This window comes from Treponema sp. R80B11-R83G3 (assembly GCF_054786115.1).
Genome location: NZ_BDHF01000035.1, coordinates 20,391 through 39,804 on the forward strand (window position 1 = coordinate 20,391; position 19,414 = coordinate 39,804).

Here is a 19,414-nt window from a genome sequence, read left to right on the forward strand (position 1 = left end):
CTGGACACTAATTACTAACAACTATACACTAGTTTTATAATGGAACAAATAAAATGGGTCTGGAACTACATGAAGGGAAAGAGGGCTTTCTTTTTAGGGGGGCTTTTTCTTACTGTTGTTACGTCTAGCATTCGCGTTATTAACGCCATGCTTGGAAGGCAAATAATCGATGAAGTTATCGTAGGCGGCAATACAAGCCCGTTAATAAAGATCCTTGTAATAATGATGATAGTCCAACTGTCACGCCTCTTGCTTAACTATCTTCAAATAATATGTATGGAAATCGCCAGTACCGACGTAATGACCCGACTTCGCCGCGACATGTACCAGACCGTCCAATGGCAGGATTTTAAATTTTTAAACCGCTTCCCCACAGGCAATTTAATGACGAGGATGACGCAGGACTTAGACCGCCTGCGGCATACAGTAGCGTGGGTTTCCTACCAGTTTATCGGAGCCATAGCCCTTTTTGCCGCGACATTTATTTTTTACCTTTACATGAACTGGAAGCTTGCCCTTTGCATTGTTGGGATTACGCCTTTTATTCTATATATAAGCCGCCGGTTCGTAAAAAAAATCAGGCCTCGTTTTTTATTACTGCGGCAGAAACTTACAGACCTTGGAACTTTCGTTACGGAAAACATTGACGGCAACCGCGTGGTAAAGGCGTTTGCGCGGGAAGAATACGAAAAAGAAAAAGTTGAAAAACAAAACGCCGAGTTTCGTGACATAAGCTGCGAGAACGCCCTTATAACAGCGAAGTATCAGCCGTTTCTTGATACCGCAAGCCAACTCCTTACGGTTATAATGCTTGTCGCGGGCGGTTACTTCCTAATCAAAGGTTGGCTTACGCCAGGCGAATACATGGCGTTCTCTTCTCTTACATGGGCGCTGGCAATGCCGATGCAGATGTTAGGCCCCCTCCTTGCAGACCTTGAACGCTGGACTTCCGCAGGGCAGATGATCCGCGAAGTCGTAGAAGCGCCCAAGGGAATAAGCGATATGTCCGGCGCGATTAAGCTAACGCAACGCCCAAAAGGAAAAATTGAATTCAGGGACGTAAAACTTACCATTGACGGAAATAAAATTCTTGAGGACATTAATTTTACGGCGGAAGCCGGTTCCACTATAGGAATACTCGGAAGCACGGGAGCTGGAAAAACTTCGCTTGTAAACCTGCTTGTGCGTTTTTATGAGCCAGATTACGGCGCGGTTCTTTTGGACGGCGTGGACGTAAGGCGTTATACGCTATCGTCTCTAAGACGGCAAATAGGGCTTGCCATGCAGGACGTGTTTTTGTTTTCCGATTCCGTAAAAGGCAATATTTCATACGGAAGGCCGGAACTTGACGATGAAACCATTAAAAAACGAGCGATACAGTCGGACGCTGACAATTTTATCAATGAGATGGCAGACGGCTATGACACATTGGTAGGAGAGCGCGGAGTCGGGATTTCAGGCGGACAGAGGCAAAGGATAGCGCTCGCGAGGGCGCTTGCCGTTGAGCCTGCGGTCCTTGTGTTAGACGACACAACTTCCGCCGTGGACAGCGAGACTGAGCAGTATATTCAGGAACATCTTGAAAAACTTGAGTTTCCTTGCACAAAGATAATCATCGCTCAGAGAATATCTTCGTTTAGAAAGGCGAATTTGATTCTTGTCATGGACAAGGGGCGGATCATCGAAAGGGGAACCAATGAGGAACTGCTTGCCAAGAAAGGATTTTATCATCATATTTGGTCGCTTCAGCATAATGCGGGTATTTCCGCTTTGGAGGGGACCAAATGAGTTTCTTCAGTAAAAAGCAAGAGCAAAAAACCTCCAAAGAAAAGAACCGCTATGACATGGACGAATACCTTGACGAAAAGGTAAGCCTGTTTAACGTAAAAAGGGTTCTAGGTTATCTCTTAAAAGCTAAAAGCCATTTAAGGCTGTCGCTTATTTTCAGCATCCTCGCCTCAATTTCAGGCCTTATAGGGCCGCTGTTTATTAAAACAGCACTTGACGAAGCCGTCCCAAACAAAGATTTACATCAACTGCTCCTTATGGGCGTATACCTTACAGCGTCCATCATCGTAAGCGTCGCGTTAAGCGCGGTACGCAACATTCTTGTGGCAAAGGCGGGCGCCGGCATTATTCACGACATAAGGCAGGACTTGTTCGCCCACCTTCAAAAATTGTCTTTCAGTTTCTTTGATTCCCGACCGCACGGAAAAATTTTCGTGCGCGTAGTCCCTTATGTAAACAGCGTATCGGACGCTCTTTCCAACGGAATCATCAACTTTGTAATAGAAGTGTTAAATATCTTCTTTATAATATTTTTTATGTATAAGGTAGACCCGCATCTTGCGACAGTTACAGTTATCGGGCTTCCACTGCTTGCCATTTTTATTTGGACAATAAAGCCCGCCCAGCGCAGGGCTTGGCAGGCCGTTTCAAACAAAGGCTCGAATATAAACGCCTATGTTCAAGAATCAATAGACGGGGTAAAAGTTACTCAAGCCTTTGACAGGCAGGATAAAAATCTTGAAATAATGAACGATCTAGCGGATCAGCGCAACTATGTGTGGATGAAGGCGATTTACATTTCCAACACGGTATGGTTTTCCACAGAATCCATAAGCCAGCTTGTCTGGTCGTTCGTGTACATAATGGGCGTTTACTGGATGAACCCGATGGCGAGTTTTGGAATGTTGCTTGTTATGGGAAACTACGCGTGGCGTTTCTGGCAGCCGATAATAAACCTCGCGAACATTTACAACACTTTTATTACAGCGATGTCGTACCTTGACAGAATTTTCGACACAATAGCGGAACCCGTAACAATTCAGGACATTCCCAACGCTGTTGAGTTTCCTTTTATGCGCGGACACGTCGAGTTTAGGAACGTAAGTTTCAGTTACGACGGGGAGCGCAAGGTGCTGAACAACGTGAACTTTAACGCGCATCCGGGTGAAAGCATAGCCATTGTAGGCCCTACGGGAGCCGGAAAAACCACAATCGTAAACCTGCTTTCACGCTTCTACAATATTGAGGAAGGAGAAGTTTTAATCGATGGCCAGGATATAATGAAGGTTACCCTACATTCGCTAAGAAGCCAGATGGGGATAATGCTTCAGGACAGTTTTTTGTTCACGGGAACGATAGCCGACAACATCCGTTACGGGAAACTGGACGCTTCGGACGAAGAAATCCGCGCCGCAGCAAGCTTAATAGGGGCAAACCACTTTATAGAAAAATTGCCTAACGGCTATGACACCCGCATCATTGAGCGCGGAAGCGGCATCTCCTCGGGCGAAAGGCAGCTTTTGGCGTTTACCCGCACTCTAATCTCCAATCCGCGAATACTTATTCTTGACGAAGCGACAAGCAGTATCGACACAGGGACTGAACAGCTTGTACAACAGGGAATCCAAACGCTGATGAAGGGACGCACCTCGTTTATCATCGCCCACAGGCTTTCCACGATACGCAACTGCACGCAGATAATGTTTGTAAGCGACGGGCAAATAGTGGAAACGGGCACGCACGAGGAACTGATGGCTAAGCGGGGGAGGTATTATGAGCTTTGTTTGGCTCAGTATCAGCAATAATATGAAAAATTTTATTATAGTCATAACATTGTTATTATTTTTTTCGTGTAAAACTATAACTACTGTTGAAGATGTTAAAAATAATATACCTTTGAAATATCCAGTCGTATTAGTGCATGGAATTTACGCGAATGACAGGGAAAAAGTAGAAAAATTCTGGGGCAGAATCCCTAAAACATTGGAAGATAATGGAATAAAAGTATTTTTTGGAAATACGGACGCGTGGGGCGATTATGAATCAAATGCGGAAATATTACATAACACTATTGAAAATATATTACGGGAAACAAACAGTGAAAAAGTAAATATAATCGCCCATTCAAAAGGAGGGCTTGATTCCCGTTATTGCATTTGGAAGTACAATTATGGGGACAAAGTGGCAAGTTTGACTACGGTATCAACGCCCCATCACGGCGCGGAGTTAGCTGATCTGATATTTGATCAAAAAATTATCCACACCAAGATGATAAAAGAGGCCCTTAAAATTTACGGCGAATTATATGGGGATACAAATCCTGATTTATACAGCGTAAATTATCAATTAACAACCGACTATATGAAAAAATTTAACGAAGAAGTAATTATTGATAAAAGGGTATATTATCAAAGTATTTATTCCGTAATGGAAAGTCCTCATGATGATGTAATGTTTTATTACAGCAACCGCTATATAAAAAAAATAAACGGAGACAATGACGGAGTAGTAAGCGAACATTCGGCAAAATGGAGTGATAATATTACAAAAATAGCAGGGGGAATCTCCCATACGGACATCATTGACCAAAACAAGAAAAAAGGAATTAACATTCCTGCTATTTATATAAAAATTGTAAATGACTTATGCGAAAAAGGATTTTAAATTAGCAATGAGAAATTAACAATGAGCAATGTTGTTGTTCGTTCTCGATGCGTGGGCTTCACGATAAGATAGCGGACAAAACCACTGATCCCCCTCTTTGTGATCTTTGTACCTTTGTGATCTTAGTGTGAACCTCTTATTATTTTATTTTGGCAAAATCGTATAACTGAACTTTGCTGTCGCGGAGGGGCTCATCACCGTCTTGTTATCGCTTTCCACTGTCAGACCGCGGGCTATGTTATCCGCGCTTAGTGTTCCTGATTGTTGAACTGATGTAAAAGGACGGTCGTAAGCGGCAACAAGAATTATTTCTTCACCGAAGGGAGCTCCCATCTTGTAACGGGTATTGTCTGGAATTCTGCGCGTCTGTCCGGCGCGGATAAAGTTGTTATCGCTTACAGATACGGGGTAAATAACCTGAGTGGCTCCGTTCACGTCAATATGAATGATGCGGAAATAACAGTCACGTGCCGAATAAACGCGCATGGTCATATAGTCGCCGTCACGGTAAATGCCGTCAAGCACGTCGGGAGTTGCGGTAAATGCCCATTTGTTGTTTTTGCCCGCGTAGGGGTCTACCGCTTTTTGCTTCGCTTCATATTCGGCTTTGCTGATTATCGCCGTATCTTTTTCAGGAAGCAGAGAAAGTTTGCGCCTTTCCATTTCCGAAGACGGAATAAAGAATTTTGCCGATGACAGCACCGCTTTGTTCCCGCTTGTGGAAATTAACTGCAATAAAACTTCCGCGCCGCTATCCAACGGCGAATAACTTCCGGTTACTACCGCTTGAACGCTGGTGTTTGCAACAGGCGTTTCCACAGTAAGCCCCCGGCTTGAAACGGCAAAATCGGCGCTTTCGCTGTCGGTAGCAATTTGAAACTTGTCCCGTTGTTTTTGCGCCCCGGAAATAATTCCGTTTTTTAACCACGCCGAAAGATTTGTAACGGTTTGCGTGTTGGCGTAACTTATCCTTCCTATGGCAATAACAGTTTTTTGACTAACCGATTTCGCCATAATGGAGACTGCTCTCTCCACTTCCTCATCGATAGAAACATTGATAAGCGAGGCAAGACGGCTGTCCTGTCTTACGACATAGGCTCTTTGGCTTGAAGACGCTTTTTCAACATCGGTGGCGTAGACCGTTATGCGATACTCAGCCGATGAAGCGTCTTTTCCAAGAGCGATTATTTGCCCGTAGACAAGAAATTCCGCGCCGTATTGTTTGCTCATGGAAACAATCGCGTTGTCATCAACATTGCCTGATTCATATTGAATCTTAATTTCGGCTTCGATACGATCAAGGTTTTTCCTGTCAACCATAACAAAATTTTTGGAATCTTCAAAACGTTTCCATAACTCTTCAAAAACATAGTCAGACAGGCGGCCTGTGGGCGCGTCAAATGGGATAAGCGCGATTTTTGCCTTTGCGGGAATTTTCTGGATAAAGTACGATGCCGTTTCGGTAATTGCAGCGTCCAAGGTGAGGCTGTCCGAAGAAGGGGCAGAGTCTGTTTTTTGCGTGACACAGGCGGTGAACCAAAGGGGCGAGACTGCCAGAATAAGCAGACATAAAACGCTGATGCGGAGGATTGGATTTTTGTTCATAGTAAAACTCCTTAATATTAACCTCTATTCTACTATTTTATGAGCCCCGGGCGCAATACTCGGGCTAAAGACCTCGCACATTTATTCGTCTCACAGGCGTTTATTGTGCGCCACGCTGTGTTAATTTTTTCATCCACACCGCTTAACGCGGTGCATTTATCAGCGCCATTGGGAAGTCATAAAACCCCAACGAATACGCTTTAGGGTTCTGCGCCCCGCCCGTAATGCGCGGCACGTCAAGTGACACAAAACCGGAAAGGCTTAACACTGTAACATTGTTTTGCGCTAATGCCTGTGTCGCGCCTTTAAGCCCCTGCATGATGCTGTAGGTGAACACACCGTGCCCAAATTCTTTACGTTCTTGCGATAACTCATTCCCCCGGCTTGAGGTGAACACAAAAGCGTTGGTGTCCATGAGCGAGCGCACCAAACGGTCATTATCCACGCCGCCGGACTGACAAGCGTCAATAAACACCAAAAGGTTTCCCGCCCTGTCCAATACCGACACAATTTCGCTATCAGAAATGGCGCTCGCCTCGTTTACTGTTTTATCCACTTTCAGTTTAACGTCATTGGGCAGAAAAAGAAATTTTCCCGCATTATCGCTAACCCCATGTCCAGCTAAAAAGAGCAATACCACATCACGCTCCCCCGCGCCGTCAAGGAACTTTAAGTTTTGTTTGATATTTGCGGCAGTGGGAGCGACAGTTTCGCCGTCCGCAATGAGCAAACTGTTCACTTTGGCATAACGCTTGCCTTCTTGCGCTTTAAGGGATTCAATCACACCCTTAGCGTCCGCCACGCAGTAATTAAGGTTACGGATATTAGAGTCATTATATTTATTCACGCCGACAGCGAGTATCCACAAATTGGGCAATACGGGTTTCTGCTCCGCTGGGGCGTTGTAAATAATATCAATATAACTGCGGCTGTCGGAAAAACCGTTAAACGCCACAATCTCGATACGGTTATTACCCGGGTCTAGGTTCAAAGGCAATGACAAGTTCACTGTCTTTTGATTTCCCGTAACGGTGAGGCTTGCCTTTTGCGCTTGCAAGCCGTTCCCCTTAACGGCGGAAAGCTCATCCCTGCTGATAAGCCTGCCATTAACAATAATTTTAATATTCTTTATTGATTGGTTTTTGTCGGTAATTGTTACAGAAAGATTAGCCGTTGCGGTATTCGTTGCGCTTAAATTCGCGGGAGACTGTATTGTAACAGTTGGCGGCATAAAGTTGGCAGCTTGCTTTATGGTAATATTCGCTTTTGAAACGGGATCGGGTTTGCCTTGTAAACGCGCCTGTACCACATCGGGGTTGTAGAAGATGGAGCGGTAGCTGTCGATGCCAGAGACGGTGTTATTGACCCGCACGTTAATGTATCTATCACCGCGAGGGGAAGCTTGATAGTAGCCGTCAGGTGTGATTGAAAGCCATTCGCCGCTATTGGATGTCGCAGCGGTTTCGGTTTCAACGGTAAGGCCACGGCTGGCGGAGGCAAGTTGAGTGTCACTTCCAGTGAAGGAAATGAACTGGGCGATTTCTTTGCCGGAGGTTACGTCCCAGATACGGGTGGTAGTATCACTTGAACTGGAAAGTATCCGTGTGCCGTCAGGGCTAAACGATACAGACCAAACCTGAGATGTATGCCCCGAAAAGGTTCTTATTTCCTGGCCGCTTGCTACATTCCACAGATTGATTGAACCATCACTGGAACCAGAAAGCACCTGTTTCCCGTCAGGGCTGAACGCTACGGAATAATAAATATCATAATCATCACCGTAAGAAGACTCTGAAAAGGTTCTGATTACCCGTCCACTTGCCACATCCCACAATTTGATTGTACCATCCTCAGAACCGGAAATAATTTGCTTTCCGTCCGAACTGAACGCTACAGATAAAACACTATCAGAATGCCCCGAAAAGGTTCTTATTTCCTTGCCGCTTGCAACATCCCAAAGTTTTATCTGGTAATTGTTATCACTGGAATAATCAAATAGTTTAGAACCGTAACCTGAAAGCACCTGTTTTCCGTTAGGGCTGAACGCTACAGATAAAACACTACTAGTATGCCCCGAAAAGGTTCTTATTTCCTTGCCACTTGCAGCATCCCACAGTTTTATCTTGTTAACACTGGAAGAATAAAAATCTTTAGTACCGGAAACTGAAAGCACCTGTTTTCCGTTAGGGCTGAACGCTACAGATAAAACACTATCAATATGCCCCGTAAAGGTTTTTATTTCTTTGCCGCTTGCAACATCCCACTGTTTTACCGTCCCATCATTGGAACCTGAAAGCACCTGTTTTCCGTTAGGGCTGAAAGCTATGGAATTAATCTCCATTGTATGTCCCGAAAAGGTTCTGATTTCGCGTCCACTTGTAATATCCCATAACTTGATTGTTTTATCATAGGAACCTGTAAGAATTTTCTTCCCATCGGGACTGAATGTTGCGGATAAAACATTGCTTGTAAGCCCTGAAAAAATTCTGATTTCTCTCCCGCTTGCAACATCCCACAACTTGATTTTACCATCACTGGAACCTGTAAGAATCTTCTTCCCATCGGAACTGAACGCTACGGAATTAAAAAAATCATTATGCCCCAAAAAAGTTTTGATTTCTTTGCCGCTTGCAACATCCCATAGTTTTACCGTGTAATCATCTGAACCGGAAAGCGCCTGTTTTCCATCGGGGCTGAACGCTACGGAATTAACATGATCAGTATGTCCCGATAAGGTTCTGATCTCACGCCCGCTTGCAACATCCCACAGTTTTATAGTTTTATCACTGGAACCTGAAAGTACTTGCTTCCCGTCCGGGCTGAATGTTGCGGAATTAATAGTCCAATTATGTCCCTTAAAAGTTCTGATTTCCAAACCGCTTACCGCATCCCATAACATGATTGTTTCATCCTCTAAACATGAAAGAATCTGTTTCCCATTTGGACTGTACGCTACTGTTGTGACTGATAGACGATGCTTTGACTCAAAAAATGTTCTGATTTCCACGCCGCTCTCAGTATCCCACAATTTGATTGTACCATCCTCAGAACCGGAAATAATTTGCTTTCCGTCCGGACTGAACGCTACGGAATAAACAAAACCCTCATGCCCTAAAAAAGTGTTGATTTCCCGACCGCTTGCCGCATCCCACAGCCTGATTGAACCATCCGCAGAGCTGGAAAGCACTTGCTTCCCGTCCATGCTGAACATTGCGGATAAAACATTACCTGTATGCCCAGAAAAGGTTTTGATTTCCCGACCGTTTGCCACATCCCACAGTTTGATTGTATAATCATCGGAACACGAAAGAATCTGTTTTTCGTCAGGGCTGAACGCCGCCGATCTAACATGGGTATGCCCCAACTGCGGAAACACAGCTATATCGGCTTTAATCTGCGTTGTGTTCTCCACCGCAAGACCCCGTTCTTCGTTGGAATCTTTGGCGTAGGCAAATGTTGTTAACATAATAAAACATATACATGAAAATAATTGCAATGCTTTCATTTTTTATTCCTTATCTATTCGTTACTGTTTCGTCCATATATCACTGTGGCCACCACTTCGTCTCGTATACGTCCCGATGCCTCCTGTAAGATACTTTGCGCGCAAGTCACCGGGGAATGGAACATTCGTACCAAAACTGTCCGAATTTATTTTTCCTTGAAATGTTACACTTGTAAGATTTTTACAATCACCAAAAGCCCAATCCTCAATACTGATAACACTATTGGGAATGGTTATGCTGGTAATTCTGGTACTGAGAAAAGCTTCATCCCTAATTTTTGTAACTCGGTTTGGTATGGTTACACCGATAAGGTTGGTACAATTGGCAAAAACACCCTCTTCAATGATGGTAACGCTGTCCGATATGATTACGCTAGTAAGACTGGTACATCTTTCAAAAGCATAATCCCCAATACTAGTAACATTATTGGGGATGGTTACGCTGGTAAGGCTGGCGCAGTAGGCAAAAGCGTAATCCCCAATGCTGGTTACGCTGTTAGGTATTGTTACGCTGGCAAGATTGGTACATTCGGAAAAAGCGCCCTCCCCAATGCTAGTAACGCTGTTGGGTATGGTTACGCTGGTAAGGTTAGCGCATTGGGAAAAAGCGGAATCTCCAATGCTAGTAACGCTGTTGGGTATGGTTACGCTGGTAAGGTTAGCGCCCAATGCAAAAGCGTCATCCCCAATTTTGGTAACCGGCACATTTTGTATGCTCGGTGGAATCCGCACATGTGTTTTTGAACCTTTGTATGCGGCAATGGTTATCCCGTTTCCTTCACGCTTTACCTCAAAATCACTTCCAGGGTCATACTGCTGTGCGTAAACCGGAATTATCGCCGTTACTATTAGAGCGATCCATAAAACCATTTTCTTGTTTTTCATTTAATGTCTCCTTTTTCGTTTGTTTTCATACAATACTCCTTGATATTCTATTAATTTCAAAACGCCACAATCTGCGGCTTCTTAAACTTGGAATTTTTTGGTATTGACCAATCCCAATATTCATTCAAGCCATACAGCCACTTTTTGATTGAAGCGTCAGCAGGGCTTTTTTTCAAAATATCGTCCAGTTCCCAAAGTATTTTGTTAATATTGTGGGGTTTACAAAATACCGGGCAGGAAATTAATTTGCTGTTATCAATTCGCGTAATAACCTCCTTGTATTTACTTTCTTGTTTTATATTTTCATATTCATGATGAATTAAATCGCCGGTATTGTATCCGAGGAAAAACGCAGTTTCACAACAAACATAGGTGCTGCCGTCACAGGTGACTTCAAGAAAGAAATTGCTTCCAAAACACTTTTCATACGATTTTTTTTCATTGATGGCGGAAAATCTATGGTTAAATTTTGTAACCTGAGCGTTTGTTTCTTTAATTGCAGGGACTGCTTCATTATTGATCTTGTTAAGCGCGACATTAAAAAATTCCTGCGTATACTGCGAATGGCTAAAGTAGTCAATCGTAGGCGTAAAACGGACAAAATCAAGATTTAAGCCACGTTCTTTGTATAGACCGTTTATCCATTCCGCGAAAAGGACTACGTCATCAAGCGTGTCCGGGTCAATTAAATAACTTAATCCGATTCTTGTCGGTATATTTTTTTTGTTTTTTTCAGTCAGCAAATTGATTATATTTGGTTTTATTATTTCCTCAATATAATCTGTTTTTTTATTAAAGGGTTTGTGATGTTTATCATAGGTGCCTTTGGTCGCTGAATTTACGCTGATTCGGATAAATTCAGGCTCGTAATCCAGTAAAGAAACAATATTCTTTTCTTTGGAAGAAGGGTCCAATGCGTTGGCGTTTGTGTAGATTCCGTATTTTATGTTCCATTTTTCTTTTTTCTTTAATTCACAGGCGTTTTCAAAAATTTTGAGCGTCGCCTTATAATTCATTAAAGGGTCGCCGCCACCGGTAATTACCATGTATTTTACTCCGGCATTTTTGATCTTCCGCACTAAATTCTCGACAAAATCTGGGGGCATGTGCCATCTTTCATCATCAAAATTGTTGTCGCACCATGTGCCTGTGGCAATTTTATGGGTTTTATACGCGCATTGACGGCATCTATTGAAGCAATTTACCGTTGGAAAAATTTCACACGTTATCGGTTGAATTTCGTCATACTTCCTGAGCATTATTTTATCAATTCTGTCTTTTTCATGGGCAAATTCCGGGACATAGGGCAACTCCTCAAAGTCTTGCGGTTTTATTAATTTATATTCTGCGTACAATGAAAGTGTTTTAGCCAGATGGTGTTTTTTCAAATTTTCAATGTCCGTCAAAACATTAAACGTTTCAATATTATCGTAATCGATATTATTGTCCGTAATATAGCCATGAATAGCGTTTGCTATATCGGCCAGATTTTCTTCGTAATTATTGTTTAACGCTAAAAAAACAAGGTAATGCAACGGATTGTTCGGATTGGGAATTATCAATAATTCGTTTCCATTATAGTTCTTGTACAGCATAATCAATCTCCTTTCATTTTGTAACGTCCGCCGGAATCGCTTTTTTCAACGCTTCTTTATACAGTTCGACATACTCTCTCGCCGATTTTTCCCAAGAAAAATCCTGCTTCATTCCCCGCAAACGCATTTCTTTTATATGGTCTCTGCGGTTGTACCATGTCAGGACAGCACGGGCAACGGTTTTGTAAATTTCTATTGGGGTAAGCTGTTCAAACATAAAGCCTGTGCCGCCGCCTTTTTGATCATAGTTTTCTACAGTATCCGCCAATCCGCCGGTCTTGCGTACAATGGGGATGGTTCCATAAATCAAAGAATACATCTGATTAAGACCGCATGGCTCATAACGGCTTGGCATCAGGAAAAAATCGCTGCCAGCCTCAATAAGGTGGGCAAGTTCATTATCGTATCCGATTCTGGCCCTGAAATTGTGCGCTTCCGAAGCTAACATTTGGATATGTTTTTTAATTTCGGATTCGGAATCCTTACCATCACCGAGGAGAACCATCTGGATTCCCATATTGCGGCAAAACGGCCATGCACAACCATAATCAGGGTTAAAGAGTTCTGAAAGCCCCTTCTGATGAGCGTCAAGCCGCCCAACCATACCGATAATCGGTATTTCCGAATTAATAGGAAGACCGAAATACTTTTGAAGGGTCTCTTTTGCCTTCGCCTTTCCGTCCATGTTATTGACGGAATATGAATATGCCGCGGGCAGGAACGGATCTTGCTTCGGATTCCATTCGCCGGTATCAATGCCGTTAAGTATACCGGTATATTTTTCTGTAAGGTCACAGAGTACGCTGTCAAGATCGCAACCGTAATAGTCTTCGCCATTTGTTTTCTTCTTTTGAGTTTCTTCCGCATATTTGCGTGAAACCGTATTAAGTTTATCCGCTCCGTACAAACCAGCCTTCAGAATATTTAATTTGCCCCCGAATTCAAATTCCTGCTCGGAAAATTTATCCTTCATATCGAGCGTTATATAGTCATAAAAAGTTTTTTCACACATTCCCTGAAACGCCAGATTATGAATTGTCAAAATTGAAGCGGTTTTTTCAAACTCACTGCCTGATGTCCGCTTGATATATTTCAGGTATACTGGAACCAACGCCGATTGCCAGTCGTTGGCGTGGAGTATTTCAGGATACCAGTTTATTTTCCGGCAAAGCTCGAATATGGAACGGCAGAAAAAGGAAAAACGCATAGGATCTTCAGCATCGCCGTAAAGCTCGTCTCTATTAAAAAAGAACTCATGCTTAATAAAATATACTTCTACTGAAGAACCAGGCATTGTATCAATATAGACCTCACATTCCTCGATCTTGCGGCTGCCCATCTGTACCTTCATCATGGGGTCGCCTGAAAGCGGCTTTAACTCCGGTTCTTTATTGCTTACCCTGTTTGTTTTTATCACCCTATAATAAGGCATGACGATTTTTACATTGTGCCCAAGTTCCGCAAGACTCTTTGGAAGAGCAGCCGCCACATCAGCAAGTCCGCCTGTTTTAACGTATCCAACAACTTCGCTGAACATCATTAATATATTCATACCTCAACCTCCTTATGGTTGTTATCAAAAAAAATCCGTACTCCTTCCCGCTTTTGAGGGAAGAGAAACCGGGAAATGAAAACTAGGAATACCTGCATCCTTTAATCCAAAAAACAGAGAAAAAAATAAATATTTGGCAAAAAAAACACAAAAACTGACAAATTCTACATTGTTCAACGGGGGGGGGGGGGTAGATCATATCAAAACTCATTACATTAACATAAAAAGCGTCTAAAAACAGTATTTTTGATTGTTTTTCAAGTATTTTTTGCGTTAAAAACCTTTTTCTCTGGCTTTTGACACCGGCTGGGGGTAGATAACAAGTAGCAAATCTTTTTTGCACAAATACTCCTTGAAACACAACACAATCAGTTTATTTATGTATTTTATTGTGTTTTATCAGATTTTGTCAAGCGGCGGATGTCGGAAATTCCCAAGATTTTCACACGAAGCTCACAAAGGTACGAAGAACACAAAGAGGGAAGAGGGGGTTATTGTCCGAAAGCTTAGCTTGAGCTTCACGATAAGATAACAAATAAAAACCCCTGATCCTCTTCTTCGTGATATTCTCGCAAAGTAAATTAAGATTTTAATTTAATTCCTTTTTAATTGCCGAGTAAATTCTATCACATAGTATTTGTTTGCGATCCTCTAAAGGTATGCTTGTCGTATCAATAGGTTCCAAAAACGCAATTCTTGTCGAAGCGCTGACAACGCGGTAATTTTTTTCAAAGACATCGTAACTGCCCTCGATAGCGACAGGGACAATTACGGCATTGGCTTGGGTGGCAAGTTTAAGCGAACCGGGATGGAATGGAAGAAGCCCCCTGCCCTTGGAACGGTGTCCTTCGGGAAAAATAATCATACTGCCGCCTGATTTTATACGCTGTACGCCCTTGTTTATCGTTTTGATCGCATGTCTGATATTGCCACGATCAATAAAAAGTCCTCCAAGCGCATAAATCCACGCGTTCATAAACGGCACATAGAGCAATTCTTTTTTTGCTATAAAACCAAATGGCCGTCCGCAAAAGGCAAGCAATATAACAATATCGAAAAAACCGCAGTGGTTACTAACAAAACAAACGCCGCCCTTTTTAGGGATATTTTCCCTGCCTTTAACCGCCGTGTGCCCCGCTATAGGAAGTAATGACAGCGCCCACCATTGCGCAAGGCGGTAAATAATATGCGTCATCGGTTTTTTTAATCCAAACGGACTTAATATCAAAGCGATAATCGCAAACGGTAATAAAAAGAGCAAGGCAAAAATTAAATATCCAAAACCTAGTACTGTTTTTAACATATGTTTATTATCTTTAATTATCAGAAAAAAAACAACCGTTTTTTTATAGGGAAGTTATTTGATAACTAAGCATACTGTTTCATGCACGCATTGACTTTTTTTTATTACTGTTACATTATCAAAAAATGGCGCCAATAAAAAAAATTTCGGGAACAGATATCGAAATTGCCCAATCAGTTTTCCCCGATCACGCCCTCCATATAAAAGACGTGGCAAAAAAAGCGGGAATCCCCGACGAGTATATTGAATATTACGGAAAATACAAAGCAAAAGTAAATTACAGCTTTCTTCAGATTAATAAAGATAAAAAAGACGGTAAATTAATTCTTGTAACTGCTATCAATCCTACTCCCGCAGGAGAAGGCAAAACGACTACGACAGTAGGAGTCGCGGACAGCCTTTCATCAATTGGGAAAAAAACGATGGTCGCCCTTAGGGAACCTTCACTCGGTCCCATATTCGGCGTTAAAGGCGGAGCGGCGGGCGGCGGCTGGGCGCAGGTCATTCCAATGGAAGACATTAATCTTCATTTTACAGGCGATTTCCACGCCATTGCCGCCGTGAATAATCTTTTGGCCGCGATGATAGACAACCATATTTTTCAAGGCAATGAGCTTAACATTGATCCGCGAAAAGTTGTCTGGCGCAGATGTATCGACATGAACGACCGCCAGCTTCGATTTATCACGGACGGTCTTGGAGGGAAGATAAACGGTTTCCCGCGAGAGGACGGATTTGACATAACGGCCGCTTCGGAAGTAATGGCGATTCTATGTCTTGCCGAGAGCATTGACGATTTAAAAGCAAAATTGGGGCGCATAATTGTCGGTTACACTTACGGAAAACAGGCTGATGAAAAGCCGGTTACAGCTTCTCAGCTTAACGCGCAGGGAGCGATGGCGGCTCTTCTTAAAGACGCTTTAAAACCAAACCTTGTGCAAACAATGGAAGAAACTCCCGCTCTTATCCACGGCGGCCCATTTGCGAATATCGCGCACGGCTGCAATTCAATCATGGCTACCCGTCTCGCTCTTAAATGCGCCGATTATGTTGTTACGGAGGCCGGTTTTGGCGCGGATTTGGGCGCGGAAAAATTCCTCGACATTAAATGCCGTTTTGCGGGATTAAAACCATCCGCAGTAATTGTAGTCGCAACCGTCCGCGCCCTAAAATCGCACGGCGGGGCGAAAAAATCCGAACTTGAAAAAGAAAATCTTATCGCGCTTGAAAACGGCCTGCCCAATCTTTTACAACACGTGGAAAACATTAAAAATGTTTATAAACTTCCCGTAGTAGTCGCTATTAACGCTTTTTCAAAAGATACAAAGGCCGAATTGGAGTTAGTTGAAAACAAATGCAAAGAATTAGGCGTTAACGCCGCCATTTCAGAAGTCTGGGCAAAGGGGAGCGAAGGGGGAGTCAAGCTCGCGGAGGAAGTAGTACGCCTCTGCGAACAGCCGAACAATTTTGAATTTTCCTATGACGTTAACCTGTCCATTAATGAAAAAATTGAAACAATCGCTAAAAAAATATATCATGCCGACAGCGTTGTCATTTTGCATAACGCCCAAAAACAAATAAACCAAATTGAAAAAATGGGCATGGATAAAGTTCCAATCTGCATGGCGAAGACCCAATACAGTTTTTCCGATGACGCTACTCTTCTTGGCGCCCCCAAAGGATGGCGCTTAACAGTAAGGGACGTAAAAATATCGGCGGGCGCGGGTTTTATAGTAGCCCTAACAGGCGAAATAATGACAATGCCCGGATTGCCGCCTGTCCCGTCCGCCGAAAAAATTGACATTGACAGTAATGGTAAAATATCGGGATTGTTCTAAAATTATCTATGAAACTTTCCCTTTCATGAGGGCAAAGAATGAGCATTTTCCTTAATATATACGTCCAGCGGTATTTCCCACTTGGCTTCTACCGTCTGTTCCAGCACGACTGATCGGAACAATGTTAACAGCGCTTCATGGCCCTGTTCCTCCGGACGCTGGGAAATGATGGCATTAATACGCCCTTGAAGAAGAAGCTGCCTATTGAAAGGAATAAGATCGTAACCTACCAGCAGAAAAGGCTCTTTTTTTCTCCGTTGTTCCACCGCCTCCGCCACACGATAGGCCATACTGTTGGCAATGAAGATGCCTGAAAGATTACGATTTTCCTTCAGAAACTGCGATATTTTTTTTACTGAAATATCGCCGCCGCCGTAATCTGAATATTCCCAGACTATGACGGGGAAACCGTTTTTTTCCGCATAGCTTAAAAAACCTTCCCTTCTGCGGATAATTTTATAATCATCGCTGTGCACGTCCAATACCGCCGCCGGCATGGTCACCGTACCCGCAAAAAGATGAAAAAGCCGTCCCGCAAGATAACCACCGCTAAACGAGTCCTGTCCAACGACGCATAACGGTTCGGTTCCCGGCATATCGACATCGACAAAAACAACCGGTATTTTTTCCGCGCATATCCTTTCGACAAATGGCCGAGTGCGTTTTTGCATGATGGGGGCAAATAGCAGTCCCTCGGTTTTTCCAGCTCCTATTGCGTCAGATGTCCTTTCAAACGCTTCGGGATCATAACGGTCATATTCAATTATTTCCGTTTCAGCGCCCAAAGGTTTAATTTCACGGGCGGCCCGTTCAATGCCTAAAATGATCTGCCCCCAGTAACCGGCATCTTGGTCCCGCCTAGGAATAAGCGCGCAAAAACGGTATGCCCTGTTGCGTTTAAGCCTCCTTGCGATGGGATTTGGAGTGAACTGGTATTGTTCGATAATCGCCTCAACTTTTGCCCTAGTTTCCGCTGAGACTCTGCTCCTTTTGTGAAGCACCCTATCAACAGTCCCAATAGAGACTCCGGCAAGCGCCGCGATTTCATGCACAGTCATATTTAGTATTGTAGTGGAATTTATTCATAAGTCCAATAGACGTTTATTTTTGGCCATAATACGCGTTAGGCCCATGTTTGCGTTCCCAGTGTTTTTTGATTATATGCTCAGGCAACGGTTTTGCTTTTGGGTCAATCATTACTGTAAATAACGCCATTTTGCAGATTTCTTCCAAAATAACGCCGTGGTAAACCGATTGGACTGCGCTCTTCCCCCATGTAAAGGGGCCATGTCCGGCAGTCAAAACCATTGTTATTTGGGCGGGGTCTAAATTGCCTTTTCTGAAAGTTTCTACGATTAGATTCCCGGTCTCAAGCTCATAGTCGTTTTTAACGGCTTCGGGGCTTATGTATTCAGTACATGGAATTTCCATTGCGCAGTGATCGGCGTGGGTAGTGCCGAAGACGGGAACCGATTTTTTAGACTGCGCCCATGCTACGGCATAAGGCGAATGGGTGTGGGTAACGCCATAAATGCCTTTAAATTCGCGGTACAGTACAAGATGAGTTTTTGTATCCGATGACGGTTTTAAAGCGCCATCGACAACAGCGCCGTCAAGATCAACTAACACCATCTTTTTCGGCGTTAACTCATCGTATTCAACGCCTGACGGCTTGATGGCAAATACCCCTTTGTCAGGATCAAAAGCGGAAGCGTTGCCCCACGTGTAAATGGCAAGGTTGCGCAGTTTTATTTCAAGGTTCGCCTCGAATGATTCTTCCCTTAGCGTTTTGTATACGTCCATACTCAATCCATTTTCACATAACGATATTAACGCGACCAATAAGCGTCACTACTGCGCAGTTCGTCCTGCAAGCGAAGCGGTTTTGTATCTTTGTCGATAAGCACGAATTCAATGCCGCTTATTTCCGCCCAATCGCGGAAATACTCCGCGCTCAAGGCTGAAGCGTATACCGAATGATGCGTGCCGCCTGAAATTATCCACGCTTCCGCTGCACCGCTTAAGTTTGGATACGGTTTCCAAAGGGCGCGTGCAACGGGCAACTTAGGCATGGCTTTTTCAATTTTAACAGTCTGGATTTCATTGACGATCATTCTGAAACGGCTGCCAAGATCGATGAGCGTAGCCAGTACCGCTTGGCCGGGGGCGGCGTCAAATACCATACGCGCGGGATCCGCTTTTCCGCCGATTCCAAGCGGGTGAACTTCGATACGGGGTTTGCCATCCGCGATGGAGGGGCATACCTCAAGCATATGGGCGCCTAGGGCGGCTTCTTTACCCGGTTCAAAGTGGTAGGTGTAATCTTCCATAAAGGAAACGCCGCCCGATAACCCCGATGCCATAACTTTTGCGGCTCGCGTCAGCATGGACTGTTTCCAGTCACCTTCAGCGCCAAAACCGTAGCCCTGCTCCATAAGCCGCTGGCAAGCGAGGCCTGGCAGTTGCGGCAAACCGTGAAGGTCTTGAAAGGTAGTTGTAAAAGCTCCGGCGTGTTCGGCTTCAAGCATTTCTTTAAGGGCGATTTCGATTTTTGCCTGTTCCAGCATGGCTGTCCTTGCCTTGCCGTCCTGCTTAAGCTCAGGCGCAAATTCATATGAAGCGGCGTATTCCTTCGCCAATTTTTCCGCAGATTCGGCGCTTATTTTCGCGTAACGGTCT

General features: G+C 43.8%; 13 protein-coding genes. 4 read left to right on the forward strand and 9 right to left on the reverse strand.

Features of this window, described 5'->3' with window-relative positions; translation table 11 throughout:
* Positions 1 to 39: 39 nt before the first annotated feature.
* From ACYVRH_RS06755 to ACYVRH_RS06765, 3 genes are read left to right on the forward strand one after another with little or no spacing between them, the layout of a single operon-like run.
* Positions 40 to 1,788, forward strand: a complete 1,749-nt coding sequence (locus ACYVRH_RS06755) for an ABC transporter ATP-binding protein (RefSeq protein WP_461256165.1) — start codon at positions 40 to 42, stop codon at positions 1,786 to 1,788.
* On the forward strand, positions 1,785 to 3,593 hold the full coding sequence (locus ACYVRH_RS06760; protein WP_461256166.1) for an ABC transporter ATP-binding protein: 1,809 nt from the start codon (positions 1,785 to 1,787) through the stop codon (positions 3,591 to 3,593). Before ACYVRH_RS06755 ends, ACYVRH_RS06760 begins: the two co-directional genes overlap by 4 nt.
* Entirely contained in the window at positions 3,562 to 4,452 is an 891-nt protein-coding gene (locus ACYVRH_RS06765; RefSeq protein WP_461256167.1) for an esterase/lipase family protein, read from the forward strand. Before ACYVRH_RS06760 ends, ACYVRH_RS06765 begins: the two co-directional genes overlap by 32 nt.
* 144 nt (positions 4,453 to 4,596) lie before the next feature.
* Here the strand turns inward: ACYVRH_RS06765 and ACYVRH_RS06770 are convergent, their stop codons facing one another.
* The 6 genes from ACYVRH_RS06770 to ACYVRH_RS06795 form a co-directional block, all read right to left on the reverse strand.
* Positions 4,597 to 6,057 (reverse strand): DUF4384 domain-containing protein, encoded by a 1,461-nt coding sequence (locus ACYVRH_RS06770; RefSeq protein WP_461256168.1) that lies wholly within the window; start codon positions 6,055 to 6,057, stop codon positions 4,597 to 4,599.
* Positions 6,058 to 6,199: 142 nt separating this feature from the next.
* On the reverse strand, positions 6,200 to 9,523 hold the full coding sequence (locus ACYVRH_RS06775; protein WP_461256169.1) for a WD40 domain-containing protein: 3,324 nt from the start codon (positions 9,521 to 9,523) through the stop codon (positions 6,200 to 6,202).
* Positions 9,524 to 9,583: 60 nt separating this feature from the next.
* Entirely contained in the window at positions 9,584 to 10,447 is an 864-nt protein-coding gene (locus tag ACYVRH_RS06780) for a leucine-rich repeat domain-containing protein (RefSeq protein ID WP_461256170.1), read from the reverse strand.
* Between the two features lie 56 nt (positions 10,448 to 10,503).
* Positions 10,504 to 12,042, reverse strand: coding sequence for a radical SAM protein (locus ACYVRH_RS06785; RefSeq protein WP_461256171.1), 1,539 nt, complete (start codon positions 12,040 to 12,042; stop codon positions 10,504 to 10,506).
* Positions 12,043 to 12,055: 13 nt separating this feature from the next.
* The gene (locus ACYVRH_RS06790) at positions 12,056 to 13,594 is read right to left on the reverse strand and encodes a glycogen synthase (protein ID WP_461256172.1); all 1,539 of its coding nucleotides are present in this window, start codon (positions 13,592 to 13,594) and stop codon (positions 12,056 to 12,058) included.
* 589 nt (positions 13,595 to 14,183) lie between these two features.
* A complete protein-coding gene (locus ACYVRH_RS06795; protein WP_461256173.1) occupies positions 14,184 to 14,897 on the reverse strand; it encodes a lysophospholipid acyltransferase family protein in 714 nt (237 codons plus the stop codon).
* A 125-nt stretch (positions 14,898 to 15,022) separates the two neighbouring features.
* Between ACYVRH_RS06795 and ACYVRH_RS06800 the strand changes: the two genes are divergently transcribed.
* Positions 15,023 to 16,735, forward strand: a complete 1,713-nt coding sequence (locus ACYVRH_RS06800; RefSeq protein WP_461256174.1) for a formate--tetrahydrofolate ligase — start codon at positions 15,023 to 15,025, stop codon at positions 16,733 to 16,735.
* Positions 16,736 to 16,758: 23 nt separating this feature from the next.
* On the opposite strand, the gene ACYVRH_RS06805 is transcribed toward ACYVRH_RS06800, so the two are convergent.
* The 3 genes from ACYVRH_RS06805 to ACYVRH_RS06815 form a co-directional block, all read right to left on the reverse strand.
* Positions 16,759 to 17,793, reverse strand: a complete 1,035-nt coding sequence (locus ACYVRH_RS06805) for a LacI family DNA-binding transcriptional regulator (RefSeq protein WP_461256175.1) — start codon at positions 17,791 to 17,793, stop codon at positions 16,759 to 16,761.
* Between the two features lie 43 nt (positions 17,794 to 17,836).
* Entirely contained in the window at positions 17,837 to 18,538 is a 702-nt protein-coding gene (gene araD / locus ACYVRH_RS06810) for an L-ribulose-5-phosphate 4-epimerase AraD (RefSeq protein ID WP_461256176.1), read from the reverse strand.
* A 26-nt stretch (positions 18,539 to 18,564) separates the two neighbouring features.
* The coding region (locus tag ACYVRH_RS06815) for an L-arabinose isomerase family protein (protein ID WP_461256177.1) at positions 18,565 to 19,414 on the reverse strand (850 nt) is incomplete at its 5' end.

Bases quoted from the DNA above. Each gene is read 5' to 3' on its own strand.
- ACYVRH_RS06780 (WP_461256170.1), bottom strand. From the start codon at position 10,447: ATGAAAAACAAGAAAATGGTTTTATGGATCGCTCTAATAGTAACGGCG.
- ACYVRH_RS06760 (WP_461256166.1), top strand. From the start codon at position 1,785: ATGAGTTTCTTCAGTAAAAAGCAAGAGCAAAAAACCTCCAAAGAAAAG.
- ACYVRH_RS06765 (WP_461256167.1), top strand. From the start codon at position 3,562: ATGAGCTTTGTTTGGCTCAGTATCAGCAATAATATGAAAAATTTTATT.
- ACYVRH_RS06805 (WP_461256175.1), bottom strand. From the start codon at position 17,793: ATGACTGTGCATGAAATCGCGGCGCTTGCCGGAGTCTCTATTGGGACT.
- ACYVRH_RS06755 (WP_461256165.1), top strand. From the start codon at position 40: ATGGAACAAATAAAATGGGTCTGGAACTACATGAAGGGAAAGAGGGCT.
- araD (WP_461256176.1), bottom strand. From the start codon at position 18,538: ATGGACGTATACAAAACGCTAAGGGAAGAATCATTCGAGGCGAACCTT.
- ACYVRH_RS06770 (WP_461256168.1), bottom strand. From the start codon at position 6,057: ATGAACAAAAATCCAATCCTCCGCATCAGCGTTTTATGTCTGCTTATT.
- ACYVRH_RS06790 (WP_461256172.1), bottom strand. From the start codon at position 13,594: ATGAATATATTAATGATGTTCAGCGAAGTTGTTGGATACGTTAAAACA.
- ACYVRH_RS06800 (WP_461256174.1), top strand. From the start codon at position 15,023: ATGGCGCCAATAAAAAAAATTTCGGGAACAGATATCGAAATTGCCCAA.
- ACYVRH_RS06785 (WP_461256171.1), bottom strand. From the start codon at position 12,042: ATGCTGTACAAGAACTATAATGGAAACGAATTATTGATAATTCCCAAT.
- ACYVRH_RS06795 (WP_461256173.1), bottom strand. From the start codon at position 14,897: ATGTTAAAAACAGTACTAGGTTTTGGATATTTAATTTTTGCCTTGCTC.
- ACYVRH_RS06775 (WP_461256169.1), bottom strand. From the start codon at position 9,523: ATGTTAACAACATTTGCCTACGCCAAAGATTCCAACGAAGAACGGGGT.